General features: G+C 46.0%; 21 protein-coding genes. 17 read left to right on the forward strand and 4 right to left on the reverse strand.

Going from position 1 to position 20,422, the window contains the following annotated elements:
* The first annotated feature begins 788 nt into the window (after positions 1-788).
* Complete coding sequence (gene rluC / locus O59_RS06285; RefSeq protein ID WP_050977017.1) at positions 789-1,790, forward strand: 23S rRNA pseudouridine(955/2504/2580) synthase RluC; 1,002 nt, start codon at positions 789-791, stop codon at positions 1,788-1,790.
* 21 nt (positions 1,791-1,811) lie between these two features.
* Entirely contained in the window at positions 1,812-2,459 is a 648-nt protein-coding gene (locus tag O59_RS06290; RefSeq protein ID WP_007640665.1) for an HAD-IA family hydrolase, read from the forward strand.
* Here O59_RS06290 and O59_RS06295 read toward each other — a convergent pair.
* Positions 2,426-3,043, reverse strand: coding sequence for a nucleoside triphosphate pyrophosphatase (locus O59_RS06295; RefSeq protein WP_007640667.1), 618 nt, complete (start codon positions 3,041-3,043; stop codon positions 2,426-2,428). The genes O59_RS06290 and O59_RS06295 overlap by 34 nt on opposite strands.
* Positions 3,044-3,173: 130 nt before the next feature.
* Between O59_RS06295 and O59_RS06300 the strand changes: the two genes are divergently transcribed.
* From O59_RS06300 to O59_RS06360, 13 genes are all read left to right on the forward strand, one after another.
* On the forward strand, positions 3,174-3,707 hold the full coding sequence (locus O59_RS06300) for a YceD family protein (RefSeq protein WP_040391628.1): 534 nt from the start codon (positions 3,174-3,176) through the stop codon (positions 3,705-3,707).
* A gap of 40 nt (positions 3,708-3,747) precedes the next feature.
* Positions 3,748-3,930 carry a 50S ribosomal protein L32 gene (rpmF, locus tag O59_RS06305; RefSeq protein WP_040391629.1) on the forward strand — a complete coding sequence of 61 codons (183 nt, stop codon included), beginning with the start codon at positions 3,748-3,750 and terminating at the stop codon, positions 3,928-3,930.
* A gap of 24 nt (positions 3,931-3,954) precedes the next feature.
* On the forward strand, positions 3,955-4,959 hold the full coding sequence (gene plsX / locus O59_RS06310; RefSeq protein WP_081489657.1) for a phosphate acyltransferase PlsX: 1,005 nt from the start codon (positions 3,955-3,957) through the stop codon (positions 4,957-4,959).
* 32 nt (positions 4,960-4,991) lie between these two features.
* Positions 4,992-5,933 (forward strand): ACP S-malonyltransferase, encoded by a 942-nt coding sequence (gene fabD / locus O59_RS06315; protein WP_040391632.1) that lies wholly within the window; start codon positions 4,992-4,994, stop codon positions 5,931-5,933.
* 45 nt (positions 5,934-5,978) lie between these two features.
* A complete protein-coding gene (gene fabG, locus O59_RS06320) occupies positions 5,979-6,722 on the forward strand; it encodes a 3-oxoacyl-ACP reductase FabG (protein WP_040391896.1) in 744 nt (247 codons plus the stop codon).
* A 191-nt stretch (positions 6,723-6,913) separates the two neighbouring features.
* Positions 6,914-7,150 carry an acyl carrier protein gene (acpP, locus tag O59_RS06325; RefSeq protein WP_007640684.1) on the forward strand — a complete coding sequence of 79 codons (237 nt, stop codon included), beginning with the start codon at positions 6,914-6,916 and terminating at the stop codon, positions 7,148-7,150.
* A 212-nt stretch (positions 7,151-7,362) separates the two neighbouring features.
* Positions 7,363-8,604 carry a beta-ketoacyl-ACP synthase II gene (gene fabF, locus O59_RS06330; RefSeq protein WP_007640686.1) on the forward strand — a complete coding sequence of 414 codons (1,242 nt, stop codon included), beginning with the start codon at positions 7,363-7,365 and terminating at the stop codon, positions 8,602-8,604.
* 84 nt (positions 8,605-8,688) lie between these two features.
* Positions 8,689-9,561 (forward strand): aminodeoxychorismate lyase, encoded by an 873-nt coding sequence (gene pabC / locus O59_RS06335; RefSeq protein ID WP_007640688.1) that lies wholly within the window; start codon positions 8,689-8,691, stop codon positions 9,559-9,561.
* Positions 9,555-10,634, forward strand: coding sequence for an endolytic transglycosylase MltG (mltG, locus tag O59_RS06340; protein ID WP_007640690.1), 1,080 nt, complete (start codon positions 9,555-9,557; stop codon positions 10,632-10,634). Before pabC ends, mltG begins: the two co-directional genes overlap by 7 nt.
* A 165-nt stretch (positions 10,635-10,799) precedes the next feature.
* Positions 10,800-12,521, forward strand: a complete 1,722-nt coding sequence (locus O59_RS06345; protein ID WP_007640695.1) for a glutamine--tRNA ligase/YqeY domain fusion protein — start codon at positions 10,800-10,802, stop codon at positions 12,519-12,521.
* Position 12,522: 1 nt separating this feature from the next.
* Positions 12,523-13,923, forward strand: coding sequence for a cysteine--tRNA ligase (gene cysS, locus O59_RS06350; protein ID WP_007640697.1), 1,401 nt, complete (start codon positions 12,523-12,525; stop codon positions 13,921-13,923).
* A gap of 28 nt (positions 13,924-13,951) precedes the next feature.
* Positions 13,952-14,152, forward strand: coding sequence for a hypothetical protein (locus O59_RS06355; protein ID WP_007640698.1), 201 nt, complete (start codon positions 13,952-13,954; stop codon positions 14,150-14,152).
* A gap of 71 nt (positions 14,153-14,223) precedes the next feature.
* Entirely contained in the window at positions 14,224-14,544 is a 321-nt protein-coding gene (locus O59_RS06360; RefSeq protein WP_007640700.1) for a hypothetical protein, read from the forward strand.
* Here O59_RS06360 and O59_RS06365 read toward each other — a convergent pair.
* Positions 14,525-15,325 (reverse strand): inner membrane protein YpjD, encoded by an 801-nt coding sequence (locus O59_RS06365; protein ID WP_007640702.1) that lies wholly within the window; start codon positions 15,323-15,325, stop codon positions 14,525-14,527. The genes O59_RS06360 and O59_RS06365 overlap by 20 nt on opposite strands.
* A 256-nt stretch (positions 15,326-15,581) precedes the next feature.
* On the opposite strand from O59_RS06365, the gene ffh reads away from it, so the two are divergent.
* A complete protein-coding gene (ffh, locus tag O59_RS06370) occupies positions 15,582-16,970 on the forward strand; it encodes a signal recognition particle protein (RefSeq protein WP_007640704.1) in 1,389 nt (462 codons plus the stop codon).
* A gap of 686 nt (positions 16,971-17,656) precedes the next feature.
* Here ffh and O59_RS06375 read toward each other — a convergent pair.
* Both O59_RS06375 and O59_RS06380 read right to left on the reverse strand, forming a co-directional pair.
* On the reverse strand, positions 17,657-19,081 hold the full coding sequence (locus O59_RS06375) for a DEAD/DEAH box helicase (protein ID WP_040391637.1): 1,425 nt from the start codon (positions 19,079-19,081) through the stop codon (positions 17,657-17,659).
* Complete coding sequence (locus O59_RS06380; protein ID WP_040391639.1) at positions 19,078-19,620, reverse strand: hypothetical protein; 543 nt, start codon at positions 19,618-19,620, stop codon at positions 19,078-19,080. The genes O59_RS06375 and O59_RS06380 overlap by 4 nt, the downstream gene beginning before the upstream one ends.
* A 65-nt stretch (positions 19,621-19,685) precedes the next feature.
* Between O59_RS06380 and O59_RS22185 the strand changes: the two genes are divergently transcribed.
* Complete coding sequence (locus O59_RS22185) at positions 19,686-19,949, forward strand: helix-turn-helix transcriptional regulator (protein WP_225318874.1); 264 nt, start codon at positions 19,686-19,688, stop codon at positions 19,947-19,949.
* Positions 19,950-20,422 lie beyond the last annotated feature (473 nt).

Genomic DNA, 20,422 nt, shown 5'->3' on the forward strand with positions numbered 1-20,422 from the left:
CAACATAGGTGATGTTTTGCGCAACCTTGTGGACTAATGCGCTACCCGGTTGATAGGGCTCGCATTAGCGGTTGGTGGGTTTTACCTGTCGGCTTAAGCAGTGTTATCGCTTTGCAGCGACTGCAATAACAAGCCTTTACTAATCAGATGGCCCATTTGGCTCATTCATTCGCGCCGGGGGTTCCGGCGCTCCTACTTGTAGTGCTTATTGTGGTTGTCGGTCAGGTGAGTCCATCCTGGGGTGACCGGGTTGTTCATTTATAATCTGGCTTGATTGAGTGTCAGTCGTAAAGATAATTGATCATTACATTGGTCTCTCAATCATGCGGTTAGCTTTAACAATTAAGCCACAGGATTAAATTTGCAACCTGCAAAATAGCATCGGACAATGTTTTGCGACGCGTGCGACGCTGTTATCCGGATCTTACAAATAGAGCTTTCTTGAGTTCAACAAAACAAAAACTGTGTTAACAATGAGTGCAACATTGGTTGACGCAATTGTTAGGGTAGTTGGCAAGCATGGCTTACATTCTACCGTTGTCAGTGTCTTCAAGAGCGGGAGCTTTAGGCTTTAGTGTGCGCATAAGCAGGCGCTCTTGCTGTCAGCGGTATTTCCTAGTGATGCGCCTGTCTTTTGCGCGCGATCCGGAAACCAGCCTGTATCAGCTGTCTGAATATAGCAGTTCTACCTATATGCGGCAATGAAATCAGTGATTTACATAAGTTTTTAGCTTTGCCTAGGGGACGCTGGGTTCGGTTATCTGATGGTATCGAGTATTATGGCGACTATGAAAATATCCACTGAAAATACTGTTCAAGCTGTAGAAAACTCTTCCTTCGCTCAGGTGATGATCATTTCTATCGATGAAGATCAGGCGGGCCAGCGGCTCGATAACTTCTTGATTGCGCGCCTTAAGGGGGTGCCTAAATCGAAAATTTACAATGTGATTCGCAAGGGTGAGGTGCGAGTTAATAAAGGAAGGATAAAGCCTGAGTACAAATTAATGGCGGGTGACTCGATCAGGGTTCCTCCGATCAGGACTGCTGAAGCTGGGACAGAGGCGAAAGCTAGCCATCAAATGATGTCGCTGTTATCCAAGTCAATTTTGTTTGAGGATGATGGCTTATTGGTTATTAATAAGCCGCCCGGCTTGGCGGTGCACGGCGGTAGCGGTATTACGCTCGGTTTGATTGAAACTCTGCGTCAAATGCGCCCTGAGGCGCGTCATCTGGAGTTAGTGCATCGCCTTGATCGCGATACATCAGGTTGCATTATGGTGGCTAAAAAGCGCAGCTATTTGCGTCATTTGCAAGCTGCCTTGCGTGAAAAGTCTGCGGGTGCTGGCGGTATTACCAAGGTGTATCAGGCGTTGGTGATTGGTGATTGGCCCAAGCGTGTACATCAAGTTAATGCCCCTTTGTTAAAAACCGAAGTGGCGGGTGGTGAGCGGGTGGTGCGTGTTCACCCGGAGGGTAAGCCCAGCTTGACTGAGTTTAAGCTGTTGCAGCGTTTTGATGGTTTTAGTTTGATTGAGGCACGGCCGATTACTGGTCGGACTCATCAAATTCGGGTGCATGCACAGTATGTAGGCTGTGCGCTGGTGGGGGATGAAAAGTATGGTAATGATGAGGTCAACGAAGCAATGCGCGGGCAGGGTATAAAGCGCTTGTTTTTGCATGCTTCTTCGCTCTCATTTTATTTGCCTGAGTCTGACGTGATTACTCGCGTCGATGCTCCTTTGCCGCCTGATTTGGCCATCCCTTTGGGAAAATTGCCTGCTGCTAGCTAGCTTGTGTTGTGGAGAGAATAATTGCTGTTTATTTTTGATTGGGATGGCACCCTTAGTGATTCAAAAGCCAAAATTACCAAAGCTATGCAGCTTGCTGCGCAGGATATGGGGTGGGTGCCGCTAGCTGATCATCATATCCATAATATTATTGGGCTGGGATTGCCGGAAGCCATTCATCGCTTGTATCCCGAAGTTGATTTGCCCGGGCGTCAGCGTTTGCGCGATGCCTATGCGACCCATTTTTTATCACTTGATGAGGCTCGTCCATCCGATTTTTTCCCTGGGGTGATGGATACTCTGCGTCGTCTTAAGGCTGATGGACATACATTGACTATTGCCACGGGAAAAAGCCGTAAGGGATTGGATCGCATCTTTGGTGTTCTGGGTGTGGCTGATTTTTTTCATGCTACCCGCTGCGCCGACGAGACAGCCTCCAAGCCTGATCCTTTAATGCTGGAAGAGCTGCTGAATGAGTTTGGTGTGGCAGCGGGCGAGGCGGTGATGATAGGTGATACTGAGTACGATATGGAGATGGCACGCCGCATACATATGCCCCGTATTGCGGTCAGCTACGGTGCGCATCATATTGACCGCTTGCACAGCTATCAGCCTGAGCTGTGTTTAAATCGGTTTGATCAATTGCTTGCGTGGGAAAAACTGGTTGGCTGATTGAGTGGATCCACTCCTTCTTTGGCAAGCATTTGGGTGAGGGCAATCAGTGGCAGGCCTGTCAGTGTATTTGGGTCATCACCTGCAAGTTGTTCAAACAAGCAAATCCCCAATCCTTCCGATTTAAAACTGCCGGCGCAATCGTAGGGTTGCTCGCGCTGCAGGTAGTTTTCTATTTGCTCATCAGACAAGTTGCGAAACCGGACTTTATAGGTTTCAACACTAGTTTGGGTGCGGTTTGTTGTTGGGTTGAGTAGGCACAGGCCCGTCAAAAAGATGACTTCGCGTTGGCGAAAATTTCTGAGTTGGATAACTGCATTTGAGTGGGTATAGGGTTTGCCGAGGATGCGGTTGTCGATTGTTGCTACTTGATCCGATCCGATAATCAAGTGGTTTGGATAGGTGCTGGCAAGGTGGCGAGCTTTGGTTTCAGCGAGCCTGCACACTAGTTGCGCGGGGCTTTCTCCTGGTTGGTGGCTTTCATCTATATCCGGGCTTGCCCAGTCGAAGGTTAGCCTCAGTTTTTGTAATAACTGACGGCGATAGATGGAGCTTGATGCGAGCAGTATCTTTGGGTATGTCATGAAATGGCTGCACTTTAAGAGTGATGAAGCGCTAAATAAGGGTGCAATTCTACTCTCAAGCCACTAAATAGCGCTATTTAACCAGTTTTTCTTTGACACTGCAGGGCGATATCCCTATGATGGCGCGCTTATGATTAAGACCCCTCCTAATAAAGTTCTGCCACGGCAGGGTGATCCTCGGAAATTCGCTCAACATGGCGTTGTTCTAGAGGGTTGCATTGCTGTTTCTGACCTGCCTCGCGTTACTGAGGCTACAGAAAGCACAGGTGGAGAGATTCAGGTAAAACTTGAATTTAAAATTAGCGAGGAGAAGAAAAAGGTTGTTGTTGGAACTGCGCATGCTGATTTATCGTTAATCTGTCAGCGTTGCTTGGAACCAGTAACAGTTCCTGTTCAAAGCGACATCTCACTCGGAATTGTATGGGACGAAGAAGGGGCAAATAAACTGCCACCACACTTTGAGCCTTGGATTGCGGCTGAGGGAATGGCAGATCTCTACGAGATGATCGAAGAGGAACTGCTGTTAAGTTTACCTGCCGTTGCTTATCACGAAGAACCTTGCATCGATAGCAAGCTTTATTCAAGTGGCAAACCGGTAGAGGTAAAAAGAGAGAAAAACCCATTTCAGGTGTTGGAACAATTAAAGAGCTCGCCGAAACCCTGAGGCGCCTCGGTTCCAACGAGTAAGTAAATAGGAGCAAACCATGGCAGTTCAACAAAACAAAAAATCTCGTTCAAAGCGCGACATGCGTCGTTCACATGATGCCTTGACTGGCCCAACCTTGTCAGTTGACGCTACCAGCGGTGAGAAACACCTGCGTCACCACGTGACTGCTGACGGTTTCTATCGCGGCCGTAAAGTGATTGATAAAGGCAACGACGAGTAATTTTTTACTCAAGACGACTGCACCTTGTCGGCAAGAATTCGAATAGCGGTTGACGCTATGAGCGGGGACTTAGGTCCCCGCGTTGCTATTTCTGCAGCACAACTTTTTGTGGCTCAGTACCCCGATGTAGATTTGTTGCTTGTTGGTAATGAATCACTGCTCCTTCCTTCTGTTTCAAAACATAAAAGCTACAGTGCTCGCCTATCGGTGCTTCATGCTGCCGAAGTTGTTGCTATGAGCGATGATCCCTTGTTTGCATTGCGCCATAAGAAAGGCTCATCAATGTGGCTATCTTTAGAGCAGTTGCGTGGCGGTAAGGTTGATGCCTGCGTCAGCGCAGGCAACACCGGTGCATTGCTGGCGATGAGTAAGTTTCTGGTAAAAACATTTCCTGGGGTGGATCGTCCAGCAATTTGTAAGCCTATACCGGTTGATATGGGCTTAACCTATATGCTGGATCTCGGTGCCAATATTAATTGCACTGCGGGGCAGTTGCATCAGTTTGCGCAAATGGGAAATGTGTTATCCAAAGCGGGTGGCGTTGTGTCGCCACGTGTTGCATTGCTTAATATCGGTTCGGAAGAGCAGAAAGGTACTGAGGTATTGCAACTGGCGCGGCAGCTTATGATTAATGATTCGCGTATAAATTATTCAGGGTTTGTGGAGGCGAGTGCAATTTTTTCTGGTGTGGTCGATGTGATTGTTTGTGATGGCTTTCATGGCAATATCGCACTCAAAGCCAGTGAGGGAGTTGCGCGATTTGCCCAGGAAAAAATGTTTAAAATTGCACATAAAAATGCGCTGAATAAATTTTTATCGACTCTCGCGTGGCCGCTACTGCGCCAAATGCGACGAGAATTAGACCCCTCCTCATACAATGGTGCTAGTCTTTTGGGGTTGCAAAAGCCCGTAATAAAAAGTCACGGCAATGCAAATATAAATGCTTTTTTGCAGGCGTTAATTGTTGCTCGTGAACAGGTTGTCCGGCAAATTCCTCTATTAATTCAAAAAGAATTTCAACTCAATTAATTGTTAGTGATAAAAGAGAATCGTTAATTACTATGACTACTCAACATCTTGCTTTTGTTTTTCCTGGTCAAGGATCTCAAAAAATTGGCATGCTGGCTGAATTGGCTGCAGAGTTCCCAGTAGTGCAGAAAACGTTCGCTGAGGCTTCTGAGGTATTGGGATATGACTTGTGGGCATTGGTGCAAACTGGTGCACAAGAAGACATTAATTTAACTGAGCGTACGCAACCTTTATTGTTGGCAGCAAGTGTCGCTGTATATCGGGTGTGGCAACAAAAGAGCGGCGCTCAACCTGCATTTATGGCGGGACATAGTTTGGGTGAGTGGTCTGCACTGGTATGTGCCGGGGTAGTTGCATTTAAAGATGCGGTTAAGCTTGTGCAGCAGCGCGGTAAGTTTATGCAGGAAGCTGTTCCCGCGGGGCAAGGGGCTATGGCGGCCATTATCGGGCTGGATGATGCGCTCATTGTTGACGCTTGTAAAAAAGCAGAGCAGGGTGAAGTCGTTTCTGCGGTGAACTTTAACTCGCCGGGTCAGGTGGTTATTGCAGGCGCCGTTGCGGCTGTTGAGCGTGCGAGCATATTGTGTAAAGAGGCGGGTGCGAAGCGTGCTTTGCCTTTGCCTGTAAGTGCACCGTTTCATACGGAGTTGATGCGTCCTGCCGCGGAACGTTTGGCCGAACAAATTACTGCCACTAGTTTTACTATTCCAACTATTCCTGTTGTTCATAACGTTACAGCAGGGGTTGAAATGAATCCGGAAAAAATTAAAGCATTAATGATTGAGCAAATCTTTAGTCCTGTTCGTTGGGTGGAGTGCGTTAATACACTTGCATCCAAAGGGGTTTCGCTGACACTGGAGTGCGGTCCGGGCAAGGTATTATCTGGTCTAAATAAGCGTATCAATTCAGAGCTAAGCACGGTCTCCGTCGAAAAGCCTGAAGAATTGAGTGCCGCACTGGCGATGATTGAATAATTTTCACCGACAAATTGAACTGATTTTTTTCAGGAAGACATAATGATGAATCTAAATGATAAGGTTGCATTGGTGACTGGTGCCAGTCGCGGTATTGGAGCTGCTATTGCGGAGCAATTAGGCAAAGCGGGCGCTGTTGTGATTGGTACCGCGACAAGCGTTTCTGGCGCGGAAAAAATCACTGCGCGCTTTGCCGAATTGGGTGTTCGCGGTGCCGGTAAGGTATTGAACGTTACCGATGCGGACTCGGTTGCCGCATTGTTAAAAGAGGTGGGTGAGGAGTTCGGTGCACCAGCGATTTTGGTTAACAATGCAGGAATCACTAAAGACAATCTGTTGATGCGGATGAGTGATGAGGAATGGTTTGATGTTATCAATACCAATCTCAGCTCTATCTATCGCCTGAGTAAAGGCGTATTGCGTGGCATGATGAAAGCTCGCTGGGGTCGTATCATTAATATCAGTTCCGTAGTGGGAGCTATGGGTAACCCCGGGCAATCCAACTACGCAGCGACCAAAGCTGGTGTATCGGGTTTTGCACGCTCTCTGGCAGCTGAGGTAGGGTCGCGTAATATCACTGTTAATACTGTAGCGCCGGGTTTTATTGATACGGATATGACCAAAGTATTACCTGAAGAGCAAAAGCAGCAGTTGTTGTCGCGTATTCCTTTGGGGCGTCTTGGTGCGCCAGAGGAGATTGCTTCCGTGGTTGTTTTCCTGGCAAGTGATGCTGGTGGATACATCAGCGGAGAGACAATTCATGTCAATGGCGGCATGTATATGTCGTAATTTTTTATTATAACCTTTTGTTTTTTAAAGGTTATTTTCTAATTTTTAAAGAAATTTAGCACTTGGCATGACAACAATCTTAAAATCGATGTAAAATGCGCGACGATTTTGAGCGGAACGCCAGACTTGATAAGTTTGGTTTGAATTGTCAGGTGTTTCGAATACATAACCACTAGGAGTTACATAACATCATGAGTAGCATTGAAGAACGCGTAAAAAAGATCGTTGCTGAGCAACTGGGTGTGAAAGAAGACGAAGTTAAAAATGAAGCTTCTTTCGTCGAAGATCTGGGCGCTGATTCTTTGGATACCGTAGAGTTGGTAATGGCTCTCGAAGAAGAATTCGAAACTGAAATCCCTGATGAAGAAGCCGAGAAAATCACTACCGTTCAATTGGCTATTGATTACATCAATGCCAACCTGGCGTAATTTGCCGGCTCGGTTTAATTTGGCGATTAGCTGATTTCTGGTTTAGAAAAGCCGTATTATTGCAAAATAGTACGGCTTTTTCTTTTTGTTATTCCGTGTTCATTTGCGTGATATAGCAAATGAATAATTAAGATTACTGACGGCAGCAGAGCGCAAAATTACCCTAACGCTGGTAATCATTGAGCGATGAGTCATGTAGGAGAACCGCGAAGGTGTCACGTAAAAGAGTTGTAGTCACTGGCTTGGGTATGATTAGTTCCCTGGGTAACACCGTTGCGGATACTTGGCATGGCATTGTTAATGGTAAGAGTGGTGTGGCAACTATCTCTCATTTTGATGCATCTGCTTTTACCACGCAGTTTAGTGCGTCCGTAAAAAATTTGGTGGTGGATGATTATTTCCCCGGCAAAGAAGCGCGCAAGATGGATCCATTCATCCAATACGGTATGGTTGCTGGTATTCAGGCGATTCGTGATTCCGGTCTTGAAATTAATGAGGCTAATGCGGGGCGTATTGGTGTTTCAATCGGTTCGGGTATTGGTGGCATAGGTACTATCGAAGAGGGTTCTGCAACTCTGGAGCACAAAGGCCCGCGTCGTATTTCTCCATTCTTTGTGCCCAGCGCAATTATCAACATGATCTCCGGTAATTTATCGATTATGTATGGTTTGCGTGGGCCAAATATTGCCATTACTACCGCCTGTACCACAGGCACCCACAGTATTGGTTTTGCCGCACGTATGATTCAGTACGGTGATGCCGATGTGATGGTGGCTGGTGGTGCTGAAATGGCAACAACCCCATTAGGTTTGGGTGGTTTTGCTGCTGCACGTGCTTTGTCTACTCGCAATGATAATCCGCAGGCGGCCAGTCGTCCTTGGGATAAAGACCGTGATGGTTTTGTGTTGGGTGATGGCGCCGGGGTGTTGGTGCTCGAAGAGTATGAGCATGCAAAAAAACGCGGCGCAAAAATTTATGCTGAGTTGATTGGCTTTGGTATGAGCGGCGATGCTTATCACATGACTTCGCCACCGGAAGATGGCTCAGGCGCTGCAGCGTCTATGCGTAACGCGATTTTGGATGCAGGTATTTCCCCTGAGTTGATCAATTACATTAATGCGCACGGCACCTCTACGCCTGCTGGTGATAAGGCGGAATGTGCGGCGGTCAAGTCGGTGATGGGTGCAGCATCGGCGCAAGTGGCTGTTAGCTCCACCAAATCCATGATTGGTCATTTGTTGGGGGCTGCTGGCGCCGTTGAGGCGATATTCAGTGTGCTGGCGATTCGCGATCAGGTCGCGCCGCCAACCATCAACCTGGATAACCCGGAAGATTCCTGTGCGGATCTCAATCTGGTGCCACATACCGCACAAGAGCGCAAAATTGATGCAGTTCTGTCCAATTCCTTTGGTTTTGGCGGTACTAATGGTTCATTGATTTTCCGTAAGGTGTAAGTGCTTGGATTATTATCACTTGTGATGATGTAAAAAATGACGCCGGACTGGAGACAGTCCGGCGTTTTTGTATAGACTGCAACTATGTCACTAAAACTTCCCTTTGTTAGCGTTAACGGTGTCCTTGATGCGGCTATTTCGCCGCTGGACCGTGGTTTTGCCTATGGCGATGGTATTTTCGAAACCTGTCGTTATCACGCTGGTGAAATACCGCTCTGGTTTTTTCATCGTGATCGTCTAGTGAGTAGTGCGCAACGCTTGCAAATCCCCCTGAATGAATCTGTGTTGATGACACAGCTGACAAGTGTGCTTAATCTGCTGCACTCTGCTGCGATAATGGCTGCGGTTGTGAAAATTCAGGTTACCCGAGGGGCGGGTGGGCGAGGTTATCGAATTCCACTCGATCTGGAGCCGACCTATTGCATCAGCGTTTTTCCTGCTGAGCCCTTGCATTCCAGCAATTATCTGAATGGTGTGGATGTGCGAATCTGTGAGCGGCGCCTGTCGACCAACAAGTCTCTAGCAGGGATGAAACATCTGAATCGTTTGGAGCAGATACTCGCGCGTGCTGAGTGGCAGGATGAGTATGCCGAAGGTTTGGTGATGGACGATTCGGGTAATTTGATTGAGGCTACAGTCAGCAATTTATTTGCGGTAAAAAACAAGCAGCTATATACCCCTGATCTGACCTTCTGCGGTGTGGCAGGTATTATGCGCCGTACTATTTTAGAAAACTTGGCTCCCCAATTAGCGCTGAATGTTGAAGTGGGGGCGATGAGTCTGGATTTTGTGTGCAGCGCCGACGAATTATTCTTGTGCAATAGTGTTTATGGTATATGGCCGGTGAATCGGTTGGTTGATCAACGTACCGCGCCAGCAATTGTTGCCAATTTTGCACAACATTCCTTGACTCGCAAACTGCAAAATTCGGTCGAGCAATTCTTTTTTGCGTGTTGATTGATGACTATCTGAATATGATCAAAAAAATCCCTCTCTCTGTAAAATTATTGGGCTTTGCCGCATTTATTTATCTTGCAGGATTAATGTCTGCGACATTTGCCTGGATGTTTGTTCAAAAGTGGCTCGCTACACCGCTTGCAATTTCTGAGCAGGGGTATAGGTACGAATTAAAGCCCGGCCAGTCATTGGGGCATCTTGCATATGCCTTGGGAAATGATCAGGTCATTCAATATCCTCGTTTGCTGCGTCTTTATGCGCGAGCCACTGATTTGAATAAGGTTCATGCTGGCGAATACTTTTTTCCGCAGGGAACTACGCCGAAAACGTTACTAGAAAAATTGTCCAAAGGTGACGTGGTACTTTATCAAGTCACTTTTGTGGAGGGGTGGACGTATAAGCAAGCACTGAATGCCCTGGCAAAGATTGATGCAGTTAAGCAGCTTTTGCCTGGTAAATCTGAGCAAGAGCAGATTGAGTTATTAGATATCCCGGTAACCCAGTTAGAGGGATGGATTTTTCCCGACACTTACAGTTTTAGTCGCAATACCAGTGATGTTGAAATAGTGCAGGGTGCTTACCAAAAAATGTTGTCATTATTGAGTGCAGAGTGGGAGAAGCGCCCTCCTAATTTACCTTACAAATCGAGTTATGAAGCCTTAATTATGGCCTCCATTATTGAGCGTGAGACGGGGCATCATAGTGAGCGCGATCAGATTGCTGGTGTCTTTGTTCGCCGTTTACAACAGGGTATGAAATTGCAAACAGATCCTACGGTTATTTATGGCATGGGTGATCGCTACCAAGGGCGTATTCGGCGTGCAGATTTGCAGGAAGCGACTGATTACAATACCTATGTTATCCAAGGGCTTCCGCCAACACCTATAGCTCTACCCAGTGCTGCCTCTATACGTGCAGCGTTAAATCCGGCGGCGGGTAAGGCTTTGTATTTTGTAGCAAAAGGCGATGGTACCAGTGAGTTTTCTGAAACTCTGGCACAGCATAATGAGGCAGTAAGACGTTATCAGTTAAACCGGCGTAGTGATTATCGTGCTGCACCGCCTACGAAATAACCATTTTTTAGTGCTCCATCCAGCATTATAAGTGCGGTATGAAAAATACTGTTGAGCCAGTACAATGGGTTCAGCACTACATGCCGCCCGGTTTTCTCCGGCGGTGTGATTCCCAATTTTCATAATCCCTGATTCACGATACCACCCTAACGGATTTGTTATTCCATGAGCGAAAATCATTCAGCGGTCAATGTTAGTGACGCGAGCAATACCGAAATCAAAACCAAACCTTTACATTTTATCCAACAAATAATTCGCAAAGATTTGGAGCAGGGTGTACACAATAAAGTTGTTACTCGTTTTCCGCCGGAACCTAATGGTTATTTGCATATAGGCCATGCCAAATCTATCTGCCTGAATTTTGGGATGGCAGAGGAGTTTGGTGGTGCCTGCAATTTGCGTTTTGACGATACCAACCCTGAAAAAGAAAACGAAGAATTCGTTAATTCCATCAAGCAGGATGTAGAGTGGTTAGGTTTTAAATGGGATGGTGCTGTGCGCTACACATCGGATTATTTTGATCAGTTGCACGCATGGGCTATACATTTAATCAACAATGGTTTGGCATTTGTTTGTGACTTAAGTGCAGAGCAAATGCGTGAGTATCGCGGTACTTTGATTGAGCCGGGTAAGAACAGTCCATTCCGCGAGCGCAGTGTGGAAGAAAATCTCGCGCTGTTTGAAAAAATGCGCGCGGGTGCCTTTGAAGAAGGTGCCTGTTCGTTGCGGGCAAAAATCGATATGTCATCGCCTAATATCAATTTGCGCGATCCTATTATTTATCGCATTAAAAAAGCCCATCACCATCAAACCGGTGATAAGTGGTGCATTTATCCGTCTTATGATTTTGCCCATGGCCAAAGCGATGCAATTGAAGGAATTACCCACTCCATTTGCACCCTTGAATTTGAAGACCATAAACCTTTGTACGATTGGTTTATCCAACACTTGCCGGTGCCAGCGGTGCCGCGTCAATATGAATTTGCGCGCTTGAATATTAATTATTCGGTAACGAGTAAACGTAAACTCAAGCAATTGGTTGATGAAAACCATGTTGATGGTTGGAATGACCCGCGTATGCCGACTATATCCGGTATGCGTCGCCGTGGATTTACACCAGCTGCGTTGCGCGATTTTTGCGAGCGTATCGGCGTTACCCGTTCGGATGGTATTGTCGATGTTGGTGTACTGGAATTTTGTGTGCGCGATGATTTGGATAAAGGCGCCCCGCGCGCTATGTGTGTATTGAAACCTTTGAAAGTGACGCTCACCAATTATCCTGCGGAACAAGTCGAAACCTTGGTAGTGCACAATCACCCCAATCGCGATGACTTGGGCGATCGCACCATTCCATTTACGCAAACGGTATTTATTGAGCAAGAAGATTTCCGCGAAGAAGCCAATAAAAAATACAAGCGTTTGGTTACTGGCAAGCGTGTACGTTTGCGTGGGGCATATGTAATTGAAGCTGATGAGGCGATCAAAGATTCTGCTGGCAATATTGTTGAAGTACGTGCACGAATTATCGAAGGCACCCTGGGTAAAGATCCTGCGGATGGTGTAAAACCCAAGGGCGTTATTCACTGGGTTTCGGCAACCAACAATCTTGATTGCGAAGTGCGTTTGTATAACCGTTTGTTCACCGATGAGGCACCTGATGCCGGAGGGAAGAACTTCCTCGATTGCATCAATCCTGATAGCTTGGAGATTCTGCAGGGCTGTAAAGCGGAGATCAGTTTAGCGGGTGCAGTTGTCGGCAATAGCTATCAGTTTGAGCGCCAAGGTTATTTCTGTTTGGATAGCAAATACAGCACCGCAGAAAAGTCGGTATTTAACCGTACCATCAGTTTAAAAGACAGCTTCGGCAAAACAGAAGATCAGGAATAACATGCTGCAGATATACAACACACTCACGCGCCAAAAAGAAATTTTTAAACCGATATATCCGGGCAAGATTTCTATGTATGTCTGTGGTATCACCGTGTATGACTATTGCCATATTGGTCACGCGCGCGTGCTGGTCGCTTTTGATGTCATTACCAAATTCCTGCGCAGCCAGGGTTGGGATGTTAGCTATGTGCGTAACATTACCGATATCGACGATAAGATTATCAAGCGTGCCAATGAGAATGGTGAAGAGTTTTCAGCGCTGACCAAACGCTTTATCGATTATATGCATGAAGACGAAGCCCGCTTGGGGATTGCCCGCCCCGATATTGAACCGCGCGCAACTGCCTATATCGATCAAATTGTTGATATGAACAAAACGTTGATCGATAAAGGTTTTGCTTATGCCGCGATCAATGGTGATGTGTATTACCGCGTAACGCGTTTTGCTGATTACGGCAAGCTCACTAACAAAAATGTTGATGAGTTATTAGTTGGCGCGCGCATCGAAGTTGATGAAGTAAAAGAGGACCCCCGTGATTTTGTTTTGTGGAAAGCCGCGAAGGCAGGAGAACCTGCATGGAAATCCCCTTGGGGAAATGGCCGTCCCGGCTGGCATATTGAATGCTCAGCGATGAGCAAAAATTGCTGCGGTGAAACGTTTGATATTCACGGTGGTGGTCCCGACTTGCCATTTCCGCACCATGAAAATGAAATCGCCCAAAGTGAAGCGGCTAACGGTTGCAAGTATGTCAATTATTGGATGCATGCTGGTGCGGTGCGTGTTGATGGCGAAAAAATGTCGAAATCACTCGGCAATTTTTTCACTATTCGCGATGTGCTGGAAAAGTATCACCCGGAAGTCGTGCGCTTTTTATTGGTTAGCAGCCATTATCGCAGCCCGATTAATTATGCAGAAGATAATTTAATTGAGGCACGTACTGGACTTGAGCGTTTCTACGGCGCTTTACGTGATTATGCTGATGTTTTGCCAACATCTTTGACTGCAATGACAGCAAGCCCGTACTACACCGCATTCGTTGAAGCCATGAACGATGACTTTAATACGCGCGTTGCCTTGGCAGGTATGTTTGATTTGGTGCGTGATTTAAACAACGCTAAAAGTAATCCTGATTTGGCCTGTGATCTCGCTGGTCAGTTGAAGGCATTGGGATTGATTTTGGGCGTGTTGCAGGAAAATCCTGAAGTGTTTTTGCAGGCTGGTGGTTCAGATCAAATTGCAGCAGACAATGTCGAACGTTTGATTGCGGAACGTATCCAGGCCAAAAAAGATAAACAATATGCGCGCGCGGATGAAATTCGCAAAGAGTTGCTTGCAGCGGGTGTGGTACTGGAAGATGCTCGTGACGGTACTACGCAGTGGCGCCGTGAATCTACTTAATAGCTCGTTACTCTAAGGTTTTGTCCCTATGCAAGTTCAGCTTTTTAACGAATACGCCATTTTTTTTGCCTTGGGGTTTTTAGTAATTTATGTCTTGGCGCAGTTGCTTGTTTCAAAGCACCCTAGATTTCAAGCGCTTTCGGCAATACAAAAAAGTGTAACGGTTAAAGTCATTGCACTGTCAGGTTTTATTTTGGTGTATGTAATTTTGAATCTATTTGTTGAGTGATTTTAGACATTTTCTTCGTTGTGTTTTTTGTGTAAAACCGTTTTATTTGTTAATTACTTTGCAGGCTTTATATGGTCATTCGCAAACTACTTCGTAATCGCGGACTTGGCGTAAATCTTATAGCTGGTTTTAGTTTTATCTTGCTGGCAGTTTACGCTTGGGGTTTGAGTTGGGCGGAGTTGGGCGCTTATCTTCTGGTTATTTTAGTTTTTTTACTGGGCTTGATTATCGCGGCTGCATTATGCGGCTGGATTCTGCGCAAACTAATGACTAAAAGCGAGTGGAATCCTGTAGAGCCTGATCAAAATGTAAAAATCGAAAAAAGGCAATCTGCTGAAAAGCTTGGATCTTCATCTCGCGATGAATCGGGCACTAAACCCGATGCAAAATAATCTCCAGTACTAATTTACTGCCAAAGTAAGCAAGCATGAGGCAAACAAAACCTGCCAATGTCCAACGAATTGCGGTGTTCCCTCTCCAGCCTAACTGGTGGCGTCCCCAGAGCAGCAGAGCATAAATCAGCCATGCGACCAGTGCAAAAATGGTTTTGTGTGCAAGATGTTGCGCAAACATATCTTCTAAAAAATAAAACCCTGAGGCTATAGCGAGGGTTAGCAATATCTCTCCCACCCATAAAAATTCAAACAGTAGTGCCTCCATGGTTTGTAGTGGAGGCAATAAGCGTGAACTGGTAGTGAGTTGTTTATTTTTTAATGCGTGGTTTTGGTAGGCCAGTAATAGGGCCTGTAGACTGGCAATAGTAAGTAGGCTGTATGCAAGTACCGACAATACAACGTGGATCGCAATGTGGTAGCTCAACGATTGCTGCCAATCGCTGTTACTACTGATGATCGATGTCAGCACAGAAATAGCAGAGAGTGGAAATAACAATAAAAATAGATTGTGTAAGGCTTTCTTTATACTGCTAAAAAGAACAATCGCATTGATCACCCAAAAAATCAGTGAAGATGCAGAAAAAAGGCTTACATTCAGGTTGTCGCCTTTGACGCTTAGACCATAGACCCCGATCCCGTGCGCGATTAACGCCAAGCCTGCTGTACCGATCAGGTATTTGGGTTGCAATGCCTGTTGGCGTATAAATTGGCTACCAAAGTAGGCGGCAGCAGCACTGTAGATTAATAGTGCGATCAGGTTGGCGCTGAGTGTGATCATCTTGGTAAGGCTAATCCGTAAAGGGCGGAAACACTGAGTTAAGGGGCAAGTGTGTCATAAGGTTTTTGTAAAGAGAAGGGTAAATGAGAAACATCCTTATCCAATTTAACCGGCTGACCTGATTGTTGATTGCGCCTTTGCTTGCCCCTTTATGCTGGCTTTGAGGTTATAATCGCCTCCACTTTTTATGGGCCGACCTTGGGCTAATCCAAGAGGTTTGGCCCGCCGCAAATCAACTGATTGTTTGAGATAGGCTATGTTTGAGAATCTAACCGACCGTTTATCCCACACGCTGCGCAGCATCACCGGCAAGGCGCGTCTCAGCGAAGACAATATCAAAGATGCCCTGCGCGATGTGCGCAAAGCGCTGCTCGAAGCAGACGTCGCACTGCCGGTAGTAAAGGCATTTATCGATCAGGTTCGCAGTCGGGCACTTGGCCAACAAATTAGCAAGGCACTTAATCCTGGGCAGCAATTTATTAAGATTGTAGAGGCCGAGTTGATTGCCACCATGGGGCAGGCAAATGAATCCCTGAACCTTGCCCAGCAGCCACCCGCGGTCGTTTTGATGGCGGGTTTACAGGGGGCGGGTAAGACAACTTCAGTTGCCAAGCTGGCGCGTTTCCTGAAAGAGCGTGAAAAGAAAAAAGTATTAGTGGTGAGTGCTGACGTATATCGTCCCGCTGCTATCCAGCAGTTACAGACATTGGCTGCAGAAGTGGGTGTCGAGTGTTACCCATCGACTGGCGAACAAAAGCCATTGGATATTGCACGCAATGCAATCGACCACGCGAAAAAGCAATTTTTTGATGTGTTGATTGTCGACACAGCCGGTCGTTTGCATATCGATGAAGACTTGATGACTGAAATCAAAGATCTTCACGCGGCTATCAACCCTATTGAAACACTGTTTGTTATCGATGCCATGATTGGCCAGGATGCGGTTAATACGGCAAAAGCGTTTAACGATGCGCTGCCTTTGACGGGCGTAATCCTGACCAAAGCCGACGGTGATGCTCGCGGCGGCGCAGCACTCTCTGTGCGCCACATTACCGGTAAACCCATTAAGTTTTTGGGCATGGGCGAAAAAGTTGATGCACTCGAACCATTTCATCCTGACCGTATTGCCTCGCGTATTTTAGGCATGGGTGATGTGCTCTCGCTCATTGAGCAAGCTGAGCGCACTATCGATAAAGAAAAGGCCGAAAAATTAATTAAGAAAGTTACCAAGGGTCAGAAATTTGATTTGGAGGATTTGCGCGATCAATTGCAGCAAATGCAAAACATGGGTGGTTTGACCTCCATGTTGGACAAGTTGCCAGGCTTAGGGAACGTAGCGCAAATGGCGCAGACCGCAAACATGGGCAAACAATTTAAAACCATGGAAGCCATTATTAACTCGATGACGCCGGAGGAGCGCCGCAACCCGGATGATTTAAGTGGTTCGCGCAAACGTCGCATTACCATGGGCTCCGGTACACAAATTCAGGACTTGAACCGTTTGTTAAAACAATACAAACAAATGGCGAAAATGATGGGCAAAATGAAAGGTGGTGGCATGCAGAAAATGATGCGTGGCATTGGCGGTATGATGCCAGGCGGGATGCCACCAGGCGGCGGCTTACCGCCAGGAATGCGCAAGTAATACCTATTTCCTGCACACGATTAGTTTTGAAAAGACCGCCGGTGGGCGGTTTTTTTATGGCAGATTATTTAACGGGTTTCGCCGTGTAGTGTGAGTACCAGGTTGCGGTTGCCGCCATAATTGCGGTGCTCGCATAGGTAATACACCTAAGTGACAAAACACATGGCAAATGTAATTCATTGAATAGTAAGGTTATTTTTGTGAAACGTTTTGTCATGTAGATTCTCATAATTAGGCCTATTTTTTTGCTATATCACATGTCAGGTTTTAACGCTTTTACTTGAAAACCAAAATCGTGTGGACAATAGGAGCCGATAACATTGAACCATATTATAAAGTATTACTTTCAGAGTGAAGTATTCCAGCGAGACTTCTGGTTCAAACTCCGCTTACCATTCTAAAAGCCTGCCAGTATTTACAATCAAAAGCTAGTGACATAGAGGGTTCAAATTTCTTTATCACTGCAGCTATTAAACCTACCTTTGCAGGAAAAGATCCCCCCTCGTTGAACTTCCGTGCATCCAGTATTGGTAAATTTTTCGTCTGTTGTCTCCCTTGACAGTATTAATCTAATGATCTTATGGTGGGGGATTGTCATGTTTTATCAACGCTAAACGATGCTTTGCTATACCACTATAAAAAATGTGGTTAGAAAGGATAATTGTGTTTTTTCCATTCTACTCTAATCAAAAGGGGCTGCTAGATTCTTGCGTATAAAGCTGATGCAATTGCAGCAATTCTTTACGAAACCGACCAAATACGTTGATGGTGGTATCATAGGATTTTGCCAACATTGAAATGTGGATAGGTGGTAGATCATCTATATTGGTTTGCAACTCGCCTACAGGCATATTTTCAAAAGTAATTTCTGTTATGTCTTCAAATTGTTGCGGTTCTTGTAGTTTGATCGCTAATGGCTTTTCATCGTCACTATTTGGCATTGTTTCGCGTCGAATAGTTGCAGATTCCGGTATTTCTTCTGCCACACGATTCGCGTATTCCCCTAAATTGGGTTCGGCCGGTAAATACAAATAACTTTCACCGGGAACATCGCCCATACGTAAAACACGTCCCAATACTTGCCGAAGATGCAATTCTGTTTTGACTCGTGTCAGGTGGCAGCACACGCGCAGTCGTGGAATGTTAGTGCCTTCACTCACCATCCCTACGGAAATAATCCAAGGCTGGGTGCTGTTTCTAAAAGAATTTATAGTACCGTGGGCATCTTCATCCATGTAAGTAGCAACACAGGCTCGCTGGCCTAAGTGACGTTCCAGTAGTGTCGCAATCTTATAAGCATGATTTACTGATGCGGCGACGATAAGGCCGCCCGCATTCTCGTGCTGCTTGCGAATTTGCATTAACTTTTTTGAGGATTGTTTTAGTAGATACACAATCAGTGCATCGATACCAATCAGTTGTTGGTATGAGCAATCTGATAGTTTGAGTAACTCAGCGAAAGATGAATATTTCTCTGTTGTATCACCCCGTTTTACGACTATGCGATCATTGTCCACCAACGTGATGCTGGGAGCCCGACACACCTTTTCCTGAATAGCCTGCGCCATTCCATAAATAAAATCACAGCGGATTTTGTTGTGCTGACAGTAACTGGATAAAGCGATGGGGATTCGGTCAGAGCGCCAAGGTGTGCCGGTCAAGGCAATGGTATATGCCGCGCGCCCCTGAATATGCTGAATAATGGTTTGCCCCCACGCATTGGCGTTTTCAAAATTATCACCTGCGCAGTGATGTATCTCATCAAAAATTACTAGCACGTGATGGGTTTGAAACAATGCCCAAAATGCATCTCCCAAACTCAACATCGATTGATATGTTAAAGACTGTCCCCTTGATCCGAGGCGACCATCCATCCGAAAGCCGGTATGAACTTCCAGCGCTTGTTGAAAATCGGACGACACAATGATTGAGGGCGAAAAACACAATACCAAATCGACCATGCCCTGCTGTAAAAGCCGGTGCGCCAACGTTGCCGCCATGACGGTCTTGCCTGCGCCGGGGGTCGCGAGACACAGGAAGTGATTATCTTCATTCTTGAATTTCGACAGAGCCTGTTCAACACATCGGAATTGCCAGCGTCGTAACTTCATTGCGCCAAACCTGTTTGCCTCGCCAACAGGCTTTCAAGGGCTTTCACTCGCCCGAGCAATTTGGAGCACTTGTCACGGGATTGGTTGTACAGAGGTTGTATATCATCTTGCAGCTCGGGAATCTCGCTGCAAATTGCATCATATTCCTCGGTCTCGCCCATTGCGGACAACATTTCCAATTTGTGCCGATTTAGCCGCTCTTGCAGGCTCTGGCGAGGAATATCGTTTGTAACTGTAGCTCTTACCGGAGCCGCCGATGGTGCTGTAGTCACTATTGTGGTTGCGCACTCCTGCGTTTTAAACAGGGGTGTTAGTCGATATAAGGGCCAGCCGCTATCGACAACGACCTTAGTCAATTCCCCATTATCGATAAGGCGGAGCATGTTGCGATAAACAAACTGTCGAGCGGCTTTTTTGGAACTATGAAGGCATGCCGAATTGTTCAAATAAGCTTTTGTGAGATCGTGTACGGTGAATTCTCGGTTTACCAGTAATGAGAATGCCGAGAGTAGCCCGGACTTAACTGTGAGAGATTTCATGATAGAAATTGACGCCTCATGTCTCGAATTTCGCGCCATTCTATCCTGTCTCTATCATCGAGACAATGAAATCATCTCCTTACTCACCTCACTACGAAAAGTTACGGTTCTGGCTAAAAAAACAGCGGGAGGCCAGTGGTTTGACACTCCGTGAGGCCTCACTCGCCATGAGACGGCACCATTCTGTGCTAGGCAAGATGGAGCAGGATCGACGGAAAATTGAAGTGCTTGAATTTGTAAGGTACTGCCAGGTACTGGGTGTTGATCCCCATGACGGTTTGGAGATCGTCATTAACTCTCTCAAAGACGAGATTGATACATCGCAATAAAATTAGCCTCGTCCATCTCTACGACAAATGATTTACAGTCATCTGCTTTCCTGTTTCGAAAAGCAATCCTGAAAGCAAAAGTAGTTGGATTTCAATTAGATTCATTTGATCTTTTTCCAATTAATTGCTGCGAGTTTTCCTCGAATCTATTAGCAAAATTCCTGATTGAAAAAATTGGTTTATCATCTCTGGAAATAGTCATCGGCGAAAATCGCTATAAAAAATCACATCGACATGTTTGGTTGAGGCTTGATGAAACTGACATAGATATTACCGCCAATCGATTTTCATCGACAGATAGAGCGGTCTTTGTTGAGGTGTGTAGCCAGAGGCATTAACAATTAGAAATAATTAACGTTGAAAACCCCAATCCGAAGTTGACTCAGCTCAATAGAGGCGCAAGAGCTGTACTGTTATATGTTTATAAAAAGATCCTTAACTGCCTCTTGTGAGCATGTCCAATTTAAAAATTA

The sequence above is a fragment of the Cellvibrio sp. BR genome, from assembly GCF_000263355.1.
GTDB lineage: Bacteria > Pseudomonadota > Gammaproteobacteria > Pseudomonadales > Cellvibrionaceae > Cellvibrio.